The following is an 18,283-nucleotide window of genomic DNA, read 5'->3' on the forward strand; positions in this document are numbered from 1 at the left end:
TGCGTCAACTCTTTTTAACACGTAAAAAGTGAAAAGCAATGGTTAAAATTAGGATACTGAACACGATTAGTGCAAAGGTCGTATCAGGTAGTTCGTAGCTTAGAGGTGGCAAAGACAGCAATAGTTTAAGAGCAATGATGCCGATTAAAATATAAGCCATTGGCTGCAATTCAGGAATAATATCCATCAATTTGATGATGATTTCGGCGACGCCCCGCATACACAAGATACCGATCATGCCGCCAATTAATACTACTACCGGATTACTGGAAACCGCTAGGGCAGCTAGCACTGAATCAATTGAAAAAACGATATCCATTGCTTCAATTGAAATAACGGTCCGCCAGAAAAGTGACAAAAAATGTTTGCCCTTTTTAGGGGTATGCTTAGTAATTTTTGCACTTTCAATCTTTGCGCTAGTGGCAGCCTTTTGGGGATGCCTTTGGTCGTAGAAAAACTTAAAGGAAAGATAGAAAAGATACAGACTGCCCGCTAATTTTATCTCCCAGAAATTGATTAAGTAAGTACCAATGCCAATCACGATAAAGCGAAAAATGTATGCACCCCAAAGACCATAGAACAAAGATTTTTCCTGTTGCTTTTTATCAGGCAGAACCTTGGTTTGGGCTGCTAACACAACCGCATTGTCAACGGAAAGCAAGCATTCCATCAGAATCAGGGTTAAGATGGTGAGCCAATCTTTACCACTGGTTAACACGTGTATCCAGTTGCTGCCACTAAAAAAGGGAGCATACATTTTAAAAATTGTCATTTAAAGGCTCTTTTCTTTTTCAGATAAATTTTAATTACTGTATCGAAATTTAACAAGTAATAATTAGTGCTTGGGTAAAAAGCAAATAGAATAGCTTAAAGAGCCTGCTTAAAAATTTAAAGCTGCTTAAAAACATCTAGAGCATCCGCAATGATGGCAGAAATGCCTTCTGCCGGGATGGCTGTTTTATTAATTGCCCAAACTTTCGCTCCAGTTTGCCTGTAAGATAAAAGTTGAGCAAAGGGATAGACCACAAAACTAGTGCCTGAAATAATTACTAAGTCAGAATTTTGCATGGCGTTGACAGACTTTGCCAAACTGTCACCATTAATGGCTTCACCGTATAAAACAATTCCTGGTCTGATAATACCGCCACAATTTTCATGACGGTAGGACTTCGCATATTCAGCGTATGAAACTGATTTATGACATTTAGTGCAGTAGATATTATAAAGGCAGCCGTGAAATTCAGTGACGTGTTTATTGCCAGCTTTGTTGTCCAAGCCATCAACATTTTGGGTGATTAAATCGCCTTTTTCATTGCAGATAGCGGCAATTTTCTGGTGGATTTCGTTTGGCTTGGCGCTAGGAAAGTACATATTATCCATGACGAACTTGTAGAAAAATTCAGGTCGCTGATAAAGCGTTTCTTCACTCAGAATTGTTTCCGGACTTTCAGAGACGCCATCATAAATACCGTTTTTAGAGCGATAATCAGGAATACCGGAATGAGTTGATACCCCAGCACCTGTCAGAAAAGTAATGTGGCGTGCCTGATCAATATCATTTTTTAACTCAGTTATCTTGTTAGAATCAATCATAAATTTGCCTTCCTTAAAACTAGATTTTCTACTGTTAGTTTACTACAAGATTTTGCCTGTGAGATAGGGTTATTGCAATAAAAACCATGCTGTCAGAAATTGCTAGCATGGTTTTTATTAATTATAAAATTTGAATGTCATGTTCTTTGCATTTAGTAATCATATCGTGAGGCCAAACACTGGCTTGAACTTCGCCAATGTGAGCTTTACCAAGCAAAAGCATGCATAAGCGAGATTGCCCAATTCCACCACCGATGGTATAAGGCAATTCTCCATCAAGCAACATGCGGTGAAATTCCAATTTTTCACGGTCCAGACAATCAGCTTTCTTTAATTGTTCGTGGAGACTTTCTGGACTAACGCGGATACCCATAGAAGAAATTTCAATTTTTTGTTTCAAGGGTTCATACCAGAAAATCAGGTCACCGTTTAGTTGCCAATCATCATAATCTGGTGCACGACCATCATGAGGTTTACCACTTCTTTTGAGCTTGTCGCCGATTTTCATAATAAAGACGGCTTTTTCTTTTGCGGTTATCTTGTTTTCCCGTTCTTCAGGACTAATATCCGGCCAGCGGTCTTCTAATTCTTGCGTGGTAATAAAGTAAAGTTTTTCTGGCAAACGGTAAGTAGAAGCAGGATAGCGGGAAGCGCACCCAGCTTCAATTTCCTTAATTGCTGCAAAAATTTTAGTAACGGTGCTTTTCAGGGTTTCCTCTGTTCTTTCCTCTTTAGCAATGATTTTTTCCCAATCCCACTGATCCACATAGAGCGAGTGGAAGTTGTCTAAATCTTCATCGCGGCGAATGGCGTTCATGTTAGTGAAAAGTCCTTCGTGCATGTTAAAGCCGTATTTTTTCAGTGCCATTCTTTTCCATTTAGCAAGTGAATGAACGACTTCAAGCGTATCATCTGCAGGCAGATCCTTGGCATCAAAGGCAACTGGACGTTCAAACCCATTTAGGTTATCGTTAAGCCCTGTATGCTTTTCGACGAAAAGTGGGGCAGACATCCGTTGTAAATGTAATTTTTTAGCTAAAACTCTTTGAAATTCTTCACGAATATAAACGATAGCTGCTTCTGTATCACGAATTGTGAGAGTGGGGTGATAACCTGCGGGTAAAATTAAAGTCATTGTTTTGACCTCCTATAAATTAAGGAAAAGAAAAAGCCCTTTATCCCGTTTTTAATAAAAACAAGGACGAAAGGCTTTTTCCGCGGTACCACCTTAATTGCCCCAAAGGGCCAACTCATGAAGCACTATCATGCTTCACCAGCGTGGTAACGTACTGGAGACGACACAACCTACTTTTACATGAATTTCAGCGTGCTGCTAAAAGTGTTTTTCAATAACTCAGGGTCTAACGGTTTTCCACTGTCACCGATTCACTTAAAGAAATAAGTTATTTACTCGTCTTTTTCACTGCATTTAATTTGATAATAATTCAATCATAATTTTAATAAAAATGCAAGTAAAATATCATTAATGTTGATTAACCGCTCTAAAGACTGTGAGTCTGTTATAATAGATGAAAATACAATTGAGGAGAGTCATATGATAGTTTTTTATCTAATTCTGGATGCCTTACTTTTAGGCTACACCTGTTATAGTTGGTACTGGCAGGCAAATATTGATTTAAAGGGACATTATCGCTCCTCTTCAATTATTTGGGCCGTGATTTTTATCTGGATCGGTTTTACCTGGCAATTAATTGAAAAGGGAGACCCGGGTTTAAGTATATTTTTAGCGATTTTCTTGATGATCGGTATAATTGACGGCTTTACAGGTCTGGCACCAAAAAGGGCCGTAGTTTCAGGTTACTTTCGCCGAACGATTTCATATTCGGAAATTGCAATGGTAACTTTAATTAAAGTACCTAATCCAAAGAAAAAACAGGTAATTTGTATTTTGACAACCCAAAAGAACAGACAATATTACCTGCGCTTTTCCAACGGCGTTGCGCAAATTGTTGAGGCGCTCAAAAATCACATTCATCATGATATTCATATTGAAATTCAGGATATTTTTTAAGTCACGTAAAAGCGTGTCTTTTTTTGAATTATTTTTCTTCCCAGTTCATTTCCAAATATTTAGTAAAGCCGCCCTTAAGAGCGCGTTTTTTATTGACCTGATTTAAAAAAGTGTCCTGGTCAACGTTTTTAAATTTGAGATAGGCTAAGATAACTTCGTAAACGTCACCTAGCTCTTCAATTAAATTAGTTTCAGTTTTAGCAGCCAGAACTTCGTTAGTTTCTTCAATTAGTTTTTGCTTTAATGCTGGTTCAATTTCTGCTGGAGCAAGTTTGCGATAAGTAGCATAATGAGCAAATTCTGGAATTTTATCTCTGACTAGTTTTTTCATTTTAATAGACCTTTCTTAGCTGTAATAATTTATATATTATTATACTGCTAATAATTATAAATAATATGTGAAAGCGGTAACAAGATGTAGTAAAATTAACGAGTAGAGATATATTTAATAAAGAAAGTGTGACGAAATGCGTAATAACGATTTTAATGATGTGGTTCAAAATCGTCATTCTGTGCGCCATTTTGATAAGAGTGTCAAGATTCCGCGTTCAGAATTTAAGGAAATGTTTGAAGAAACAATTACAGCACCATCAGCTTGTGATTTACAAGCTTGGCATTTTGAAGTAGCTGATACACCAGAAAGCTTGGCTAAAGTAAAAAAATATATGATGAAATTTAATTATCCTCAGGTTGATAGCTGCTCTGCTGTTGTACAAATATTTGGCTATAGTGATGCTTACAAGTCCTATCATGAAATGTGGAATAAGAATTATGAAGAGGGCCAAATCACTAAAGAAAAATTGAATGAAATTTTAAGTACTTTTTTGCCATTGTATGAAAATGGCAGCTATGAAATGCGTGCAACAGATGCAATAGTCGATAGTTCTTTAGCTGCAATGCAATTTATGCTTGTTGCTCGTAATCATGGTTACGACACGAACCCAATTGCTGGTTATGATGTTTCCAAAGTTGCGCAAACTTTTAATCTTGATCCTAAACTTTATGTGCCAGTTATGGCAATTGCTATCGGAAAAAGTAAGGAAACTGCAGATTCTTTAATTAAAACAACTCGCTACCCAGTTGAAAGTGTTTATCACTTTGCGGAATAATTAATAGCGCATTTTAAAAGCCTTCCGTTGTGGAAGGCTTTTTGTTAATTATAAAATTGGTGAAAGCATCCGTGAGAAACTTTGCAAAATCTTGAGCCAGCGACCTTGTTTGGCTATATCCTCGGGTGTTAATAATGATGAATCTTTCATATCATCTGCAAAAGACTGTGCGACTTCACTGGTGAAATTTTTATCATAAAAAACGGCAACATCTTCAAAGTTAAGATCATAGGAGCGATAGTCTTGATTCATTGAACCAACCGTAGAAAAAGTATCGTCAACTACAATCGTTTTGGCATGAATAAAACCTTTATTATAAATATAAATTTTAATACCATAACGAGATAGTTCATTGGCATACCATTGTGTGGCGCGGTAAATAAAAGGGTGATCAGGTTTGCACGGAATCATAATTCGCAAATCAATTCCCGACATAGCAATAGTTTGCAAAGTCGCAAACATCGCGTCGTCAGGAATTAAATAGGGTGTCTGAATCCAGAGTCTCTTTTTAGCTAAAGACATTAGGCGCATAATACCATTACGCATATTAGCATTGTAACGATCGGGCCCATCCGAAATTATCTGTGTAGCTACGTCGCCGGGATGAATTTCATTTTCATCTAAATTAGGAAAAAGGACAGTATTAAATGTGATTACTTGGTTTTCCTTTTGGATAGAAGCATTCCAATCCATGACAAATCGTTCTTGCAAAAGTAGAGAAGCTGAACCGACAATTCTCACCTGACTGTCACGCCAATAACCAAACTTTTTCTTGCGACTGAGATATTGATCACCAATATAAAAACCGCCGGTCCAAGATGTTTTACCGTCAACTACAACAATTTTGCGGTGCAAGTGGTAGTTAATCCGGTAACGGGTAATCATATTACGTGAAGTAATAAAAGGTAATACCACGCCACCGGCTTTTCTTAGTTGGTCAAACCAGGCTTTAGTTGCTCCCATCGAACCCCAAGCATCATATAGTAAGCGTACAGATACGCCTTCTTGTGCCTTTTGAATTAGCAAATCGAGGAAATCATTGCCTATTTCATCATTATAAAAGGTGTAAAATTCAACATTTACAGACTGTTTAGCTTTTTTGATGTCACGCATCATGTCGTGAAACATGATTGCACCATCGGTATAAAGCTTAACGTGGTTATTTTTACTTAATGGTGACTCACCATCGTGATCAAAAAAGTGGATAACCATCTTAGCCTTATTTGACGTATCAGATGTACTGATTTTTTTAGGAGCAGCAGTAATAGATTTTTGGACATTTCGCAACCCAATATGATGTTGTTTGTTAATAGCGAAAATATTTTCCTGCGAAATTCCCCGACCGAAAAAGCCGTAAATGATCATCCCTAAAACTGGAAAAACCAGCAAGATAATCAGCCAGGCCCAGGTTGTTGAGACAGAGCGTCTTCTGTGAAAGACGATGTAAAAGGCTAATATAGTATTAGTAATAATGATGATGCGTCCTATGTCACGGAGCAGAATCACGCTTATTTCCTCCAAAAATCAAATTACTTTTTAAGACCAATAAATTTATCAATAATGTCGATAACAAAGGGATTATCATGCATCCAGCTGTGTTCTGCGTACTTTTTACCGCGAATCTCAACTTCATGATAAGATTTGGCATAAGGTGCTAAAACGTAGCGGATGCTTTTAGCAGAAGTCACGGAAATAAATTTATCGCTGTTGGTGTTGTCTAAAACATTGCCATAAATGTTTAGCACTGAAATATTGGGATTAAATCGTTTGCGTCTGAGCAAAAGATACAGGTAGTGCAAGTTAACTACAGCTGGACGACCCTTTTGGTTAAAGGCATTAACGTTGGGAATATCTCCTAAGTAAACTACCCCGTCAAAGGGACCAGCGATAAAAGCACATTTGACCAAGTGAGGGAACTGCTTTTTACGGGATTTGCGCATCTCTGTGCGTACGATGCAGGGACAGGCAAGAGAGTGTGCAATTGCCGAATAGTGAGAAAAATGGTACCTTTGAGCTAAAAATGGTAATGTAAAACGCAAGTAGTAATCAATCGCATAAACGCCAACGAGACGCTGGCGAAAAACAACTTGTACAATGGGATTTCGATCACCTGTCCAAGTACCTTCGAGCTTGAAGTTACCCAGTAAGTCAGTAGTTACTTTGAGATACTTCGAAGTTCCTTTATCTATCAGAGCCTGCTGGACCATTACCTTGGTGGTATAGTCGCCGCCACGAAAGCCATGAAAATAAATTATCGGTACTTGTTCAAAGTCACCTTTTTTTGGTTCAATGGTGGCGTTATCTTCAATTCTTTTTTTATGTAAACGCAAAAAAATACGAGTTGGTGCAAAAGTTGCCAAAGCAGCGAGAAAAAGCATACTGAGCCTGCTGGGCTCTTGTGCAAGATCACGTTTGTGGTTTTTTTCCACTTCTTCCTTGTATTTTTTAGTATTGAAGAACATAATACCACCTTAAAAATAGAACTACATCTATTTTAGCATTGACTAGACAAATTAGTGAAAGGAGAACATATGAAATTTTATGCAGTAAAAAAGGGCCGCAAGCCAGGCGTTTATCGCACTTGGGATGAAGCCCGAAAACAGGTTGATGGCTATTCTGGAGCTGAGTTTAAATCTTTTAGCAAGATAACGGATGCTACAGAATATTTGGATTGGGATCACGAGACGGTTCAACAGGTCTTTCAAAAAGACGAGGACTCTTTAAAAGAGGCAATTGCCAAGATTCAAAGAGAAAGCCGTAAAATCAAGGAGAAGCCTTCTGCTGCGGCAACTTCTCCCCAAAAGAATAGAGCATTAAACAAGGCAACTAAAGCGCATCCGTCCAGCTTTTTTGCCACAATCTATACGGATGGCGGCACCCGCAATACCGGTAACTTTAAAGGCGGCCATGTGCGTGCAACGGATAAAGCTGCATGGGCCTATCTAATTGAATGGCAAGAAGAGGGCCAACAAAAGTCTGCTTATGATTCAAACGGTGAGTTTGGTGCGACTAACAATAAGATGGAATTAACTGCTTTGATTGAAGCTCTCAAGAAATTGCTTGAGTTAAACTTTAACCACGAGCCACTACTGTTTGTACTCGATTCTCAATACGTGCTAAATCCCATTACTAAAGGCTGGCTTAAAGGTTGGAAAAAGCGTGGCTGGACCAAAAGCTCTAAGAGTCCAATTGCGAACCTTGAATGCTGGCAGGAGTTGGATCAGCTCTTAGGTGAATTTTCTCAAACTAAATTCGAATGGACTAAAGGCCACGCCAATAATCGCGGTAACGAATTCGTTGACCATACATTAAATAAATTTATGGACCAAATGTAATTAGTTAAAATGTAGTGACTATTAAACCGCCAAACAGGTGACTGAAAAATGAAGTGATGCTGTGCCAAATTTGTTCAAACCAATTGCGGTTTTCAGGGGTATTTATTTTATCGAAAATGTCTTTTGCATTCTGTTTAATGTTTTTTGATAAAGCATCGGCCTGGTCCCTAAATTTATGATTTTTTAAAGCACCAGAATCACGCACTTCAATTAAGATGTTGATTATTTGTTGTTTCTGATTGTTGTTAATGACATCGCCAAGATGATTGATGTTAATTTGGTTGTTAACGATGTCGTGAATTTGACTGTTTGAAATATTGTTACCGATTTTGCCCATTTCCTGCTTTGCACCTGCAACAGCATTGTTAAGTTGCGCATCACTATAGCCGTCTTTATCTTTATTTTCTTTAGTAATTTTACTCAATGTGTTTATTTCATCTTGAGCTGCATTAACTTGGCTTTGGTTTAAGTTTTCCCCGGTTTTGCTGTAAGCGGCGTAGACACCGGCTAAAGCACCGGAGCCATCAATAGGAACGGCACTAGTAACGTAAATATTAGCGTCAGAAATACCGGCAGTTAAGGCGGCATTTTTATATTGATCGGATGTGATTGTGGTAATATTGTTGCGCCCTTGATAGTCAAGGATGTGGACGTTAATACCATTACCAGAAGCAGTCTTTTCAATCATCGCACTAGACCAGACACCAGAATTAGTAGTAAAGTTAGCACCAGATGGGTTAAGGTATTTGACTAAGTCGGCACCCGTGACGGTAATAGTTTGATAGCTAGCGCCCTTTAGAGGTTCGCTGAGAGTTTTTAACGTGCCGTTTTTTTGCGTTTCAGTCAAAGACGTTCCCAGGCAAACTACGGGCAAATCATCTGCTTTAACTGTTTGCTTAATAGTGCCACATAAAATGGTACTAAAAAATAACATTGTAATAATAGCTAAAATAGTTTTTGCTTTTTTCATATGTAATTAGCTCCTTTTAACTGTCCTTAATTATACTAAATGATAAACGCAAAAGTTTAAATTATAGTTATGTACTACTTACTTTACGTTATTTTTAATATTTAAGATGGTATAATAACAAAAGTGAAGGAGGAAGCTATGACTGCGCAACCTGAATTAACTGTCATCATGCCAGTTTACAATGTTGAAAGATACTTGACTCGAGCACTTGATCATTTGGCACAGCAAGATGATCCGAATTTTAAGTTGTTAATTGTCAATGATGGTTCAACGGATAATACTAGAAAAATAGCTGAGAGCTATCGTGAACAATTCCGTTACTTTAAAATAATAAATAAGCATAATGGTGGCCTGTCTGATGCGCGTAATGTTGGTATTGCAAACGTTGATACACCATATTTTACTTTTCATGATGGTGATGACTGGGTAGATTCTGGTTACACAGCTTTTTTTGTCAATGCCTTTCATGATCATCCTGATGCTGCAATGGTTTCCTGTGGCTTTTGGCTTGATTACGAAAATAAGCCGGGCTCAGTTCCTGTAACTAAAAAAGTTGTACGGGGGATGAAAGGTAAGGCTAGAACCTACCAATTAATCAGTAATCCATTTGGCTCTTTATGTGATAACCATTGCTTGGCTACTCCTGTTAAAGGCTATACTTGGAACAAAGGATACAAATTGGCGGTTGTACGCCAGAATCATCTTAGTTTCAAAAAAAACCTGGCCTTTATGGAAGATCAAATATTTAATGTCCAATACTTAGCTTTAACAGAAGGCTTTTATTGTGATAGCAAGCCTCTATATCATTACTGGCAACGTAAAGACAGCATGGTTCATCACTTTAATTCAAAAATGATTCCTGATAATTTTAAAGCGAATTACATTATTGTAAAAATTATCATCCGTAGCTTGTGGCATGAACATAAGAAGGAAAATGGTTCTAATCAGAAGTTGATTGAGGCTAGTGAGAGAGACCAAAGATGAGAGAAAAAGTAAATGGTAATGAACTTTATTACAGTAAATTAGGTAAGGGCGCGCCCCTTCTTTTATTGCACGGACACCATTTAGATGGTGGCATGTTTGATCAGATAGTGGCTCCTTTGTCTCTTTATTACACGGTTTATGTACTGGATATGAGGGGTCATGGTCTGAGTCAAGGAGAAGCAGCAGAACACTATCAGACTGAAGTCGAAGACCTTGCGGCTTTTATTAAGCAGGTTCATATCAGAGGCTGCTATTGCTTTGGCTTTGATGCAGGCGGCTTGGTGGCAATGATGCTGGCTAGTCAAGACCAAGATGTCTTTAAAAAGCTGATGATAGCAGGGGTTTTTGTTAACGGTAATGGCATCAGGTCGTACCACTATTTGACTGAAGGCTTTCTGCGCTTCTTACGCATGAACCGGGACAGTAAAGTAGAATTATCAGAGAGCTTTATGTCAGTTGATAGCTTAAAGGCAATAAAGATACCTACCTATTGTGTAGTAGGTGAAAAAGACTGGGTTAAAGTAGAGCATGTTCGCTGGTATAGCCAGATTATTCCTCAAGGGCAGCTTTTGGTCATGCCCAGACAAAAACATGAAAGTTATGCCGTAAGGAGTTTTAAATTACTAAACTTAATGGAAGACTTTTTCCAATAGGTCATTAAATTTTTTAGAAATAAGAGTAAATTCGTATAGTAGAAGCCGAAAGTATCTTCGGCTTTTTGTTTGAATTATTACTTTTCTAGGCACTGATGACTTTTTTGGTTATAATAGACTTGCAAAGATTGTATTTTTTAAAAAACGAGGTAGCTATGAACAAGGAAGAACTTCTTCAGTTAATGCACCCAATGAAGCTAATTGGGCTGGGCGGAAATCCCGCTTTAAATGAAAAAATTGCGCAAATATTGAAAAAGCCGTTAATCGAAACTGCTGTGCAGCATTTTAGCGATGGCGAAATCCAAGTTAATATTGGCGAAAGTGTCAGGGGGTGTGATGTTTTTGTCATTCAGTCAATTCAAGATCCTGTAAATGAGAACTTTATGGAATTAGAAATTGTTTTAGATGCATTGCATCGGGCTTCAGCGCATAGGGTTAATGTAGTAGTACCATATCTGGCTTATTCACGCTCAGATACTAAAACTCGTTCACGGGAACCAATTACTGCTAAACTCATAGCTAATTTATTACAAATTACTGGTATGGATCATTTAATTGCACTTGATTTGCACGCTTCACAAATTCAAGGCTTTTATAATGTCCCGGTTGATCATTTGCATGCTATGCCGCTTTTAGCGCAATATTTTATTGATAATGGTATTGCTACCAAAGAAGAAGATGATATTGTAGTTGTTTCACCGGATCACTCTGGCGCTAAACTTGCCCGCAACTTTGGTCAGTGCTTTGATGCTCCTATCGCAATTGTGGATCAGCGCCGTGCCCGTTATGATGCGGATGTGCATGATATGATCGGTGATGTTAAAGACAAGAAGTGCATTATTGTTGATGATTTAATTGACACGGGATCACGCATTTCTTCTTCAACCAAGTCTGTTTTAGCAGCTGGTGCCAAGAAGGTTTATGTTGCTGCCACACACGCACTGCTCTCACAAAACGCGCTTGAAGTTTTGAATGAATTACCAATTGAACAAATTGTAGTAACTGATACAATTAAGCACAGCCATTATCCGGACAGAATGGTCCGTATTTCTGTTGATTTGCTTTTGGCGCGAGGAATTAATTATGTATATAATGATCGCTCAATGCATTTGTTAAGTGAAAGTGATTTAAAGTAAAGACATATTAAATGGCTTGCTGATAATATTTGTTTTTTAATCTAAATTATAAGCATATAATATACCGGTGCCTTTTTTGTTTATTTATTCTATATCATTGGTATAATTAAGGCAAAATGTATAGGAGCTGAGAAAACATTATGGCACGACGTAAAAATTATAAAAGAAGACGTACAATTTTAAGTAATACATTTCACTTAATTAGAGAAAATGGAATGGATAGTGTTTCGTTTCAAATGATTGCAGAAAAATCGGGGATTTCTAAATCTTTGCTGCAATCTTATTATCCCCATAAATCTGGCTTAATTGCAGATGTTGTCCGCAACATTCTCAATACGTTAGACAAGCAAGTGCAAAAATTTAGTGCTACTAAAGAGGACGAAGTATGTGCTCGCACCAAAGCCTTTATTTATGCAATTGAAATGTTGGGAATTTATGATGAAGGTCTTAAGCGGATCATTACAGAAGTGTTTAAGAGTAACGAATCGTTAGATTTTTGGAGTAAGACCATTAATGACTGGTTAAAGGAAAAACAGCTATTTAACCACGTGGACTTTGATGCAAAAGAAGTACGGCTGGGAATTGCTTTTGTCGTAACAGGCATCAGTCGTCTTTATTATGATAATAAAGAATATGACGTTTCTCCTGAAGAAATAGCAGATTATGGTACAAAATCATTTATGTATAGTTTCTTACATTGTTCAAAATCTACTATTGATAAAGCGCTCAAAGAAGGTCATGAGATTATCGAATCTACCGATGTTAAAACCATTCATCATGCTATAGATACAATGTTTGATGAAGACAAGGAGATTGTCTGTTAGAAAGGAAAAATATGGCAAATGGCGCGCGAGATGGTTTGCACAGAATAAATAGAGAGCAGAACGAGAATTATAAAAAAGTTCTGTCCTTTATTATCTTTCTGATTGTGTCGCTAACCATGATTACCGCTACTTTCCTAAATCCCTTTTTCATGAAAGGGCAAATTAGAAGCAATAGTAATGAGGCTGTAGTTGTCAGGCAGATCAACAAGCACTTTGATGCTTTAGCAGAAATAATTGGTGCTAATAAAAATGGCAACGCTAATTTGTTGACTACGAAACAAACACAGCCAATTGCCGACCATATTATTGACTATACGTTGGGTATGCCATGGTTTAAATTCAGTAATATGAAATTAGCCAAGCAAATTTTGCATGACATTGATTTAAACGTTGATCAAGGCGTATCTAGTGATGCCCAGTTAGTACAAGAAAAACTAAAAGAACAGGAAAATAATGCCCCATATGACGTAATAGATGCTTTTAATTTGAATACTATTACACTTGGGGGCAATGTCGCTTTTATCTTGTTAATCGTTAATGTAATCATACTGATAATGGCTATTATTAGTTTACGGTCATTAATAAGTGATATGAAGTTATTTTTAAATTCAAAAATGCTGACCCACGAAGTTACCGCGTCTGGTATGTGGGCCGGGTTTTGGTTAATATTAATTGCGGGCGTATTGGCAGTTATACCCGTAATTTTTAACGTTGAAAGCTTAGCTGTACTAGGTTATGTATTAGAAATAAGCAGCAGTATTTTCCTGGATTTTGTAATTATCGGAGTTGTTCTTTATATCCTGAGTGCGATTCCATGGGAAATTAGCTCGCCAAACAATTAGTTTGCTTGGCTTAAAAAGCAATTGGTCATTTTTACCAAAGGAAGCTCATATGAAAATTTATTTTGCAAATGCTTTGTTTTCACAAGCAGAAATCAACTATAACGCGCAATTAGCGGCAAAAATTCGGCAAATAGATGATGCCATTGATTTATATTTGCCCCAAGAAAACGCGTCAATTAATGATAAGGAAGCTTATGCCGATTCTAAAATGATCGCCCAGGCAGATACCGCAAAATTACTTAATAGTGATTTGATGGTAGCGGTTCTAGATGGACTTAGCATTGATAATGGTGTCGCCAGTGAAATAGGCGTAGCTTATGCAAAAGAGATTCCGATAATTGGCTTATACACTGATACACGCCAACAGGGTGCTACTAACCAGGAAAAACTGCACGCTCTAACTCAGATTGCTGAAAATCAGTTTCATTATGTTAACTTGTACACTACGGGTTTGATTAAGCTTAATGGAACTATAGTTAATAATGAAAAAGATTTGTTGACTGCTGTTGCACGCTACCTCTAGAGTTTTACTCAGTTCAAAAAATATCTAAAACCTCGAAAAAAACAGCTTTTCGAGGTTTTTATTATTGAATTGATTCAGAAGGATTTTTGAGTTGAAACAACTTAAAGGTGTAACTGGTTAAGCCCGTGATTTTTACTTCATATTCATGACCAACAACCAGCGGGATTGATCCAGGATAATAAGTGATAATAGTTTCAAAATTGCCATAGCCAGTATAACTATAATTATGGACATTTTTAGCCTGATAAGTTTGGGCAGTATCCTTATCAGTAATGGTAATTATTGGATTGCCGTTAAAGCTTTGATCTGAAAGATAGACAGACCAGGCAATATTTTGACCTTGCAAAAGCTCGATTGGAAAAACGCCGCTGCTGGGATAAGTTACCATTTCTTGGCTGGGAGCACGAAAAACGTCATCAGGATTAAAAACTTTTTGAACAGAATAGCGGTAGCCATTCTTACCGTACGCAGCGCCTGCTCCAGTTGAAGTTAAGCGTGTTGACAATAGCCATGCTCGGTGACCAGTGTCAGCGCCGGTTAAGTTATATTGGTCGGTTAGCAGATCAGTAATAACATCACCAGCTGTTTGATCACTAGTATTGAAATTAAGGTTAGCTTTGCTTGAAATATTGCGCGCTAACTGCCAAACGTTTTTGTTAATTACTTTCGGACGCTTTTCAAAAGGCAGGCTGTGTTGGTTAATCCGAGGGTTAGCATTAAGTGCGGCCAGCACAGCTGCAGTTTTTTGTGCAGCAATATTATCCTGAAAGTTTTCTCTAACGGGAGTCAAGCCAAATAGCTGTCTATAATAGTTGGTGTAAGCTAATTGACTATTAAGGTAAGCAGGAACGAGTGCGCCTTGTTTAAATCTGTTTTTAAACTGGGGCTTGCTCAAATAAAGATTATTAAAATTAAAAGTGGTAGTATCAAGCTGTGCATATTCCTGTTGTAAATGGGCTATCTTATTTATTTCGTCAGGAGTGAATTCTGCCGCATAAACTTTAGTGTTACTAAATGGAAAAATGAAAAGTAAGCACAAGAGGGCAGTATAAATTTTTTTAATCATTTAAAGAGCTCTCCTTTCTTTAATATAAATTATAAGGCAAAATTAAATTAAGTATTATTCAGATTGAAAAAAGATAGTGATATTTAATAATTTGTTGCACAGGACTTTTATGAGGGAAAAGTATTTTGATTAATAATGCAAATATGCAACTGGCAAAAAATATTAGTATTACTTTAAATAGTAACTTAGATGATTGGGATGGGGTAACCGGTCCGGTAGACAAAGACTTGCGGCAAGTAGTAGTTCAGAAAACTACTATCAATAATGGCTATGCTTATGCTTTGCAACATGTAGCAGGAGATACTTTTGTTTATCGTGGTCAAAATAACAGTAATGTTTCTTTTAATAAGCAATTACCAGTTTTACATCTAACTGGAACGGCTGCTGGTCATACACAAACTTTGGAGTATGCCGGAAGAAAGGGGCAGTGGTTTATTGGCACCAAGCCAAATGATTTGAATCCAGGTTGGTCTAGCTGGTCTAAACAAATTGCACGTATTGCAATTCCACGATATTTTAAAGTTACTGCAAATACCAAAATGCGGCCGCGATTGTCCAATTTAAATTATGCAGGAGCTGATTTTGGTATCAGTTGCAGTAGAGATCAATTCGCACGTATGGAAGTTGCTGTTTCTCCTAATTTAAATTACTTTTTAATAGCTTACGGGGATAATGACTTTACCGGCTATTTTGCACTTTATCATTTAAACGATATTAATAATGCTCTTGATCAAGCAGCAACGTTAACCAAACATGTTGATATTACTACAATAAGATGTTTAGCTGCCTTTAAAATACCAGATTTGTCTGGTCGCATGGGATTAGTAGGGTCGCTGCAGGGATTTGCCATTGATAATAATCGGGATATCTATATTTCCAGTCAGTTTGCAGACGACAGACTGGGCCAAAACCGCAAAATTGTTAAAATTCCTTGGAATGCAGTCAATCCGTCACATTGGGAACTAATTGATTTGTCTCAGAAAAATCAATTAGAGCTAGCCGGTTATTATACTGAGCTAGAAGGCATACAACTGATTGCCAGTAATGATATCTATTTGACTGTAGCCTATCATCAGTCGTTTGATCCGGTTAATCCTGGCAAGCATCCCACAAAAATAAATAAGCTTTATGAAATAACCTGGGAATAAAACGGTATTTTTTAATATAGTATAAATTTTTTGTTTATGATTTTGTCTTATACAAGGCTTTTTGCTTATAATAAAAATAATCCTAAAAAATTGTCTAAATTACAATTCTTCGGGTTTTTCTTGCCGTATAATAAAAAGTTAAGAAATAATGCTAAGAGGTAAAAATAATGACTAAGAAAACACAAGTTGGTTTAATTTTTGGTGGAAATTCATCTGAATATGAAGTCTCAATCATGTCAGGCCACAATATTTATAATGCGATTGACCAAAATAAGTTTGATGTTCACCCAATTTGGATAACCAATGATGGCTATTTAGCAAGCGAAGAGGATTCATTTAAAGTTTTAAAAGATCCTAAATACACTATTGAGAATCCACATGAAGTAGCCAATATTTCAAACTTAATTCAACTGCAGAATTTACCGGAAATTGATGTTTTCTTTCCAATTGTGCATGGTAATTTAGGTGAGGACGGTTGTCTGCAAGGACTGTTCAGAATTTTGAATAAGCCTTTTGTTGGCGATGATGTGTTAGCTTCTGCTGTAACCATGGACAAGGAATTTACCAAAATTTTAGCACAACGTGTTGGCGTCCCTGTTGCTGACTGGATTGCGATTAAACGCTTTGAATATGAAGATGATGCTAATGCCAAACGCGACTATGATAAAGTCAGCGAGAAACTAGGCTCTGACCTTTTTGTCAAGCCATCAAACCAAGGCTCTTCAGTTGGCGTTCATCATGTTACCAATAAAGAAGAATTTGCTGATGCTTTGGCTGACGCTTTTAGATATGATGATAAGGTCTTAATTGAAGAAACCATTCACGGTACAGAAGTTGAAACTGCTGTTTTAGGTAATGACAAGCCAATTGTTTCAGGCGTGGGCCAAATTATCAATGCGGCTGGGACTTTTTACAGTTATGAAAATAAGTATGATGCTGACTCAACTACTACTTTGCAAATTCCGGCAAAATTACCTCAAGAAATTGTAGATAAAGTTAGAGCAAATGCTTTAAAAGTATATCAAGTTACAGAATGCAGTGGCTTGGCTCGGGTTGATTCGACATTACGTGCCAGTGATAATAAAGTTATTTTGACAGAAGTTAATGCGCTGCCCGGTTTCACTAATATTAGTATGTATCCTAAGCTGTTTGAAGAAGTAGGTATTTCGTACTCTGAACTGATTACCCGTTTAATTGGAAAAGCGCAGGAGCGTTTTGACCATAAGAAAAACCTGTTACATAAAATTGGTTAATTAATTGTGCTAGGGAGTATATCTGATGAGTGAAGATAAGCATAATTTTGAAGAATTAACTGCGCCTTCGGCAACGGCTAAGCACCTGCACATTAGTGTTGCTACATTACGTAAATATTCTTTAATTGTAGAAAAAGTTACTGGTAAGCCTGATTATTATGCCAGAACAAAGCAAAATGCGCGTTTATATAGCAAGCAGGATGTGCAGGATCTGGAAGATTTTCACAAATTGGCGCAGGATAACGGTTTAACCTTACAGGAAGCTGCTCAGCAGGTTTTTGCAGTTACTGCTAAAAAAGATAAGCCTGAAAAAACTGAAGATGACAAAAAGCAGGAAGTAATGTCTACTTCTCAGATGGTGAAACTACTGAATGCTTTACAGCAAACAATTGGCCAGCAGAATACGGCACTGAGTAATCTGCAAAAACAATTGGATCATATCGAAAAGCAGAATAAACAGTTATTGGAAAAGCAAAAAGAATTGGAAAAGCCTGTCCCTAAAACTACTAGTTCAGCAGATGATTTTAGCGTTTTGCCTGATATTTCAGGAATCGTGACTAATGATGATATAACAGATGTTGGCGAAATGCCTGATACTAAGCCACTAACTGCAGCTGAAAAGCGAGCTCAGGTGGCACAAGACGAAGAAAAGTCAAGCGAGCAAATGCATGAGGAAATTTTGGCTAAAGCTAAAGAAAATGCCGAAAAAGGTGCCAGTGCCAATACTCACCGAACATTAGCAGACATGCAGGTTGAGCCGGAAAAGACCCATTGGTGGCAACGGTTTCTCGATATGTAGGTATATAAGAAACGAC

The 18,283-nt window shown here is 37.4% G+C and carries 20 protein-coding genes and 1 other annotated feature; of the genes, 12 read left to right on the plus strand and 8 right to left on the minus strand.

What is annotated here, in order from left to right; translation table 11 throughout:
* Positions 1-4: 4 nt before the first annotated feature.
* The 3 genes from F5ESL0259_RS00840 to asnA all read right to left on the minus strand — a co-directional run bounded on the left by F5ESL0259_RS00840 (position 5) and on the right by asnA (position 2,728).
* Positions 5-772, minus strand: coding sequence for a TerC family protein (locus tag F5ESL0259_RS00840; protein WP_122037163.1), 768 nt, complete (start codon positions 770-772; stop codon positions 5-7).
* 116 nt (positions 773-888) lie between these two features.
* Positions 889-1,593 carry an NAD-dependent protein deacylase gene (locus F5ESL0259_RS00845; protein ID WP_122037164.1) on the minus strand — a complete coding sequence of 235 codons (705 nt, stop codon included), beginning with the start codon at positions 1,591-1,593 and terminating at the stop codon, positions 889-891.
* Positions 1,594-1,714: 121 nt separating this feature from the next.
* Positions 1,715-2,728 (minus strand): aspartate--ammonia ligase, encoded by a 1,014-nt coding sequence (gene asnA, locus F5ESL0259_RS00850; protein WP_122037165.1) that lies wholly within the window; start codon positions 2,726-2,728, stop codon positions 1,715-1,717.
* 59 nt (positions 2,729-2,787) lie between these two features.
* Positions 2,788-3,026, minus strand: a binding site (T-box leader).
* A 122-nt stretch (positions 3,027-3,148) separates the two neighbouring features.
* Here asnA and F5ESL0259_RS00855 point away from each other — a divergent pair.
* The gene (locus F5ESL0259_RS00855; protein ID WP_046324153.1) at positions 3,149-3,625 is read left to right on the plus strand and encodes a hypothetical protein; all 477 of its coding nucleotides are present in this window, start codon (positions 3,149-3,151) and stop codon (positions 3,623-3,625) included.
* Positions 3,626-3,653: 28 nt separating this feature from the next.
* Here the strand turns inward: F5ESL0259_RS00855 and F5ESL0259_RS00860 are convergent, their stop codons facing one another.
* Positions 3,654-3,956: a nucleoside triphosphate pyrophosphohydrolase gene (locus F5ESL0259_RS00860; RefSeq protein ID WP_046324154.1), complete on the minus strand. Its 303-nt coding sequence runs from the start codon at positions 3,954-3,956 to the stop codon at positions 3,654-3,656.
* Between the two features lie 136 nt (positions 3,957-4,092).
* On the opposite strand from F5ESL0259_RS00860, the gene F5ESL0259_RS00865 reads away from it, so the two are divergent.
* The gene (locus tag F5ESL0259_RS00865; RefSeq protein ID WP_122037166.1) at positions 4,093-4,734 is read left to right on the plus strand and encodes a nitroreductase family protein; all 642 of its coding nucleotides are present in this window, start codon (positions 4,093-4,095) and stop codon (positions 4,732-4,734) included.
* Positions 4,735-4,782: 48 nt separating this feature from the next.
* Here F5ESL0259_RS00865 and cls read toward each other — a convergent pair whose 3' ends face one another.
* Positions 4,783-6,246, minus strand: a complete 1,464-nt coding sequence (gene cls / locus F5ESL0259_RS00870; RefSeq protein ID WP_370448794.1) for a cardiolipin synthase — start codon at positions 6,244-6,246, stop codon at positions 4,783-4,785.
* Positions 6,247-6,263: 17 nt separating this feature from the next.
* Positions 6,264-7,196, minus strand: coding sequence for an alpha/beta hydrolase (locus F5ESL0259_RS00875; protein WP_046324156.1), 933 nt, complete (start codon positions 7,194-7,196; stop codon positions 6,264-6,266).
* A 69-nt stretch (positions 7,197-7,265) separates the two neighbouring features.
* On the opposite strand from F5ESL0259_RS00875, the gene F5ESL0259_RS00880 reads away from it, so the two are divergent.
* Entirely contained in the window at positions 7,266-8,069 is an 804-nt protein-coding gene (locus F5ESL0259_RS00880; protein ID WP_122037168.1) for a ribonuclease H family protein, read from the plus strand.
* 4 nt (positions 8,070-8,073) lie between these two features.
* Here the strand turns inward: F5ESL0259_RS00880 and F5ESL0259_RS00885 are convergent, their stop codons facing one another.
* Positions 8,074-9,039 (minus strand): DUF1002 domain-containing protein, encoded by a 966-nt coding sequence (locus tag F5ESL0259_RS00885; RefSeq protein WP_122037169.1) that lies wholly within the window; start codon positions 9,037-9,039, stop codon positions 8,074-8,076.
* A 138-nt stretch (positions 9,040-9,177) separates the two neighbouring features.
* Between F5ESL0259_RS00885 and F5ESL0259_RS00890 the strand changes: the two genes are divergently transcribed.
* The 6 genes from F5ESL0259_RS00890 (at position 9,178) to F5ESL0259_RS00915 (ending at position 14,001) form a co-directional block, all read left to right on the plus strand.
* Positions 9,178-10,023, plus strand: coding sequence for a glycosyltransferase family A protein (locus F5ESL0259_RS00890; RefSeq protein ID WP_122037170.1), 846 nt, complete (start codon positions 9,178-9,180; stop codon positions 10,021-10,023).
* On the plus strand, positions 10,020-10,676 hold the full coding sequence (locus F5ESL0259_RS00895) for an alpha/beta fold hydrolase (RefSeq protein ID WP_122037171.1): 657 nt from the start codon (positions 10,020-10,022) through the stop codon (positions 10,674-10,676). Before F5ESL0259_RS00890 ends, F5ESL0259_RS00895 begins: the two co-directional genes overlap by 4 nt.
* A 155-nt stretch (positions 10,677-10,831) precedes the next feature.
* Positions 10,832-11,812: a ribose-phosphate pyrophosphokinase gene (locus F5ESL0259_RS00900; RefSeq protein WP_046324161.1), complete on the plus strand. Its 981-nt coding sequence runs from the start codon at positions 10,832-10,834 to the stop codon at positions 11,810-11,812.
* A gap of 140 nt (positions 11,813-11,952) precedes the next feature.
* Positions 11,953-12,636 carry a TetR/AcrR family transcriptional regulator gene (locus F5ESL0259_RS00905; RefSeq protein ID WP_122037172.1) on the plus strand — a complete coding sequence of 228 codons (684 nt, stop codon included), beginning with the start codon at positions 11,953-11,955 and terminating at the stop codon, positions 12,634-12,636.
* 11 nt (positions 12,637-12,647) lie between these two features.
* Positions 12,648-13,478: a hypothetical protein gene (locus F5ESL0259_RS00910; protein ID WP_122037173.1), complete on the plus strand. Its 831-nt coding sequence runs from the start codon at positions 12,648-12,650 to the stop codon at positions 13,476-13,478.
* 49 nt (positions 13,479-13,527) lie between these two features.
* Entirely contained in the window at positions 13,528-14,001 is a 474-nt protein-coding gene (locus F5ESL0259_RS00915; RefSeq protein ID WP_110445466.1) for a nucleoside 2-deoxyribosyltransferase, read from the plus strand.
* Between the two features lie 61 nt (positions 14,002-14,062).
* Here F5ESL0259_RS00915 and F5ESL0259_RS00920 read toward each other — a convergent pair whose 3' ends face one another.
* Complete coding sequence (locus tag F5ESL0259_RS00920) at positions 14,063-15,067, minus strand: CAP domain-containing protein (RefSeq protein ID WP_122037174.1); 1,005 nt, start codon at positions 15,065-15,067, stop codon at positions 14,063-14,065.
* A gap of 125 nt (positions 15,068-15,192) precedes the next feature.
* Here F5ESL0259_RS00920 and F5ESL0259_RS00925 point away from each other — a divergent pair, with 125 nt between their 5' ends.
* From F5ESL0259_RS00925 to F5ESL0259_RS00935, 3 genes are all read left to right on the plus strand, one after another.
* Positions 15,193-16,215: a helveticin J family class III bacteriocin gene (locus F5ESL0259_RS00925; RefSeq protein ID WP_122037175.1), complete on the plus strand. Its 1,023-nt coding sequence runs from the start codon at positions 15,193-15,195 to the stop codon at positions 16,213-16,215.
* A 167-nt stretch (positions 16,216-16,382) separates the two neighbouring features.
* A complete protein-coding gene (locus tag F5ESL0259_RS00930; RefSeq protein ID WP_110445481.1) occupies positions 16,383-17,468 on the plus strand; it encodes a D-alanine--D-alanine ligase family protein in 1,086 nt (361 codons plus the stop codon).
* Positions 17,469-17,493: 25 nt separating this feature from the next.
* Complete coding sequence (locus F5ESL0259_RS00935; protein WP_122037176.1) at positions 17,494-18,267, plus strand: transcriptional regulator; 774 nt, start codon at positions 17,494-17,496, stop codon at positions 18,265-18,267.
* The last annotated feature ends 16 nt before the right edge of the window (positions 18,268-18,283 follow it).

It is taken from the genome of Lactobacillus sp. ESL0259, from assembly GCF_003693045.1.
Classification (GTDB): Bacteria; Bacillota; Bacilli; order Lactobacillales; family Lactobacillaceae; genus Lactobacillus; species Lactobacillus melliventris.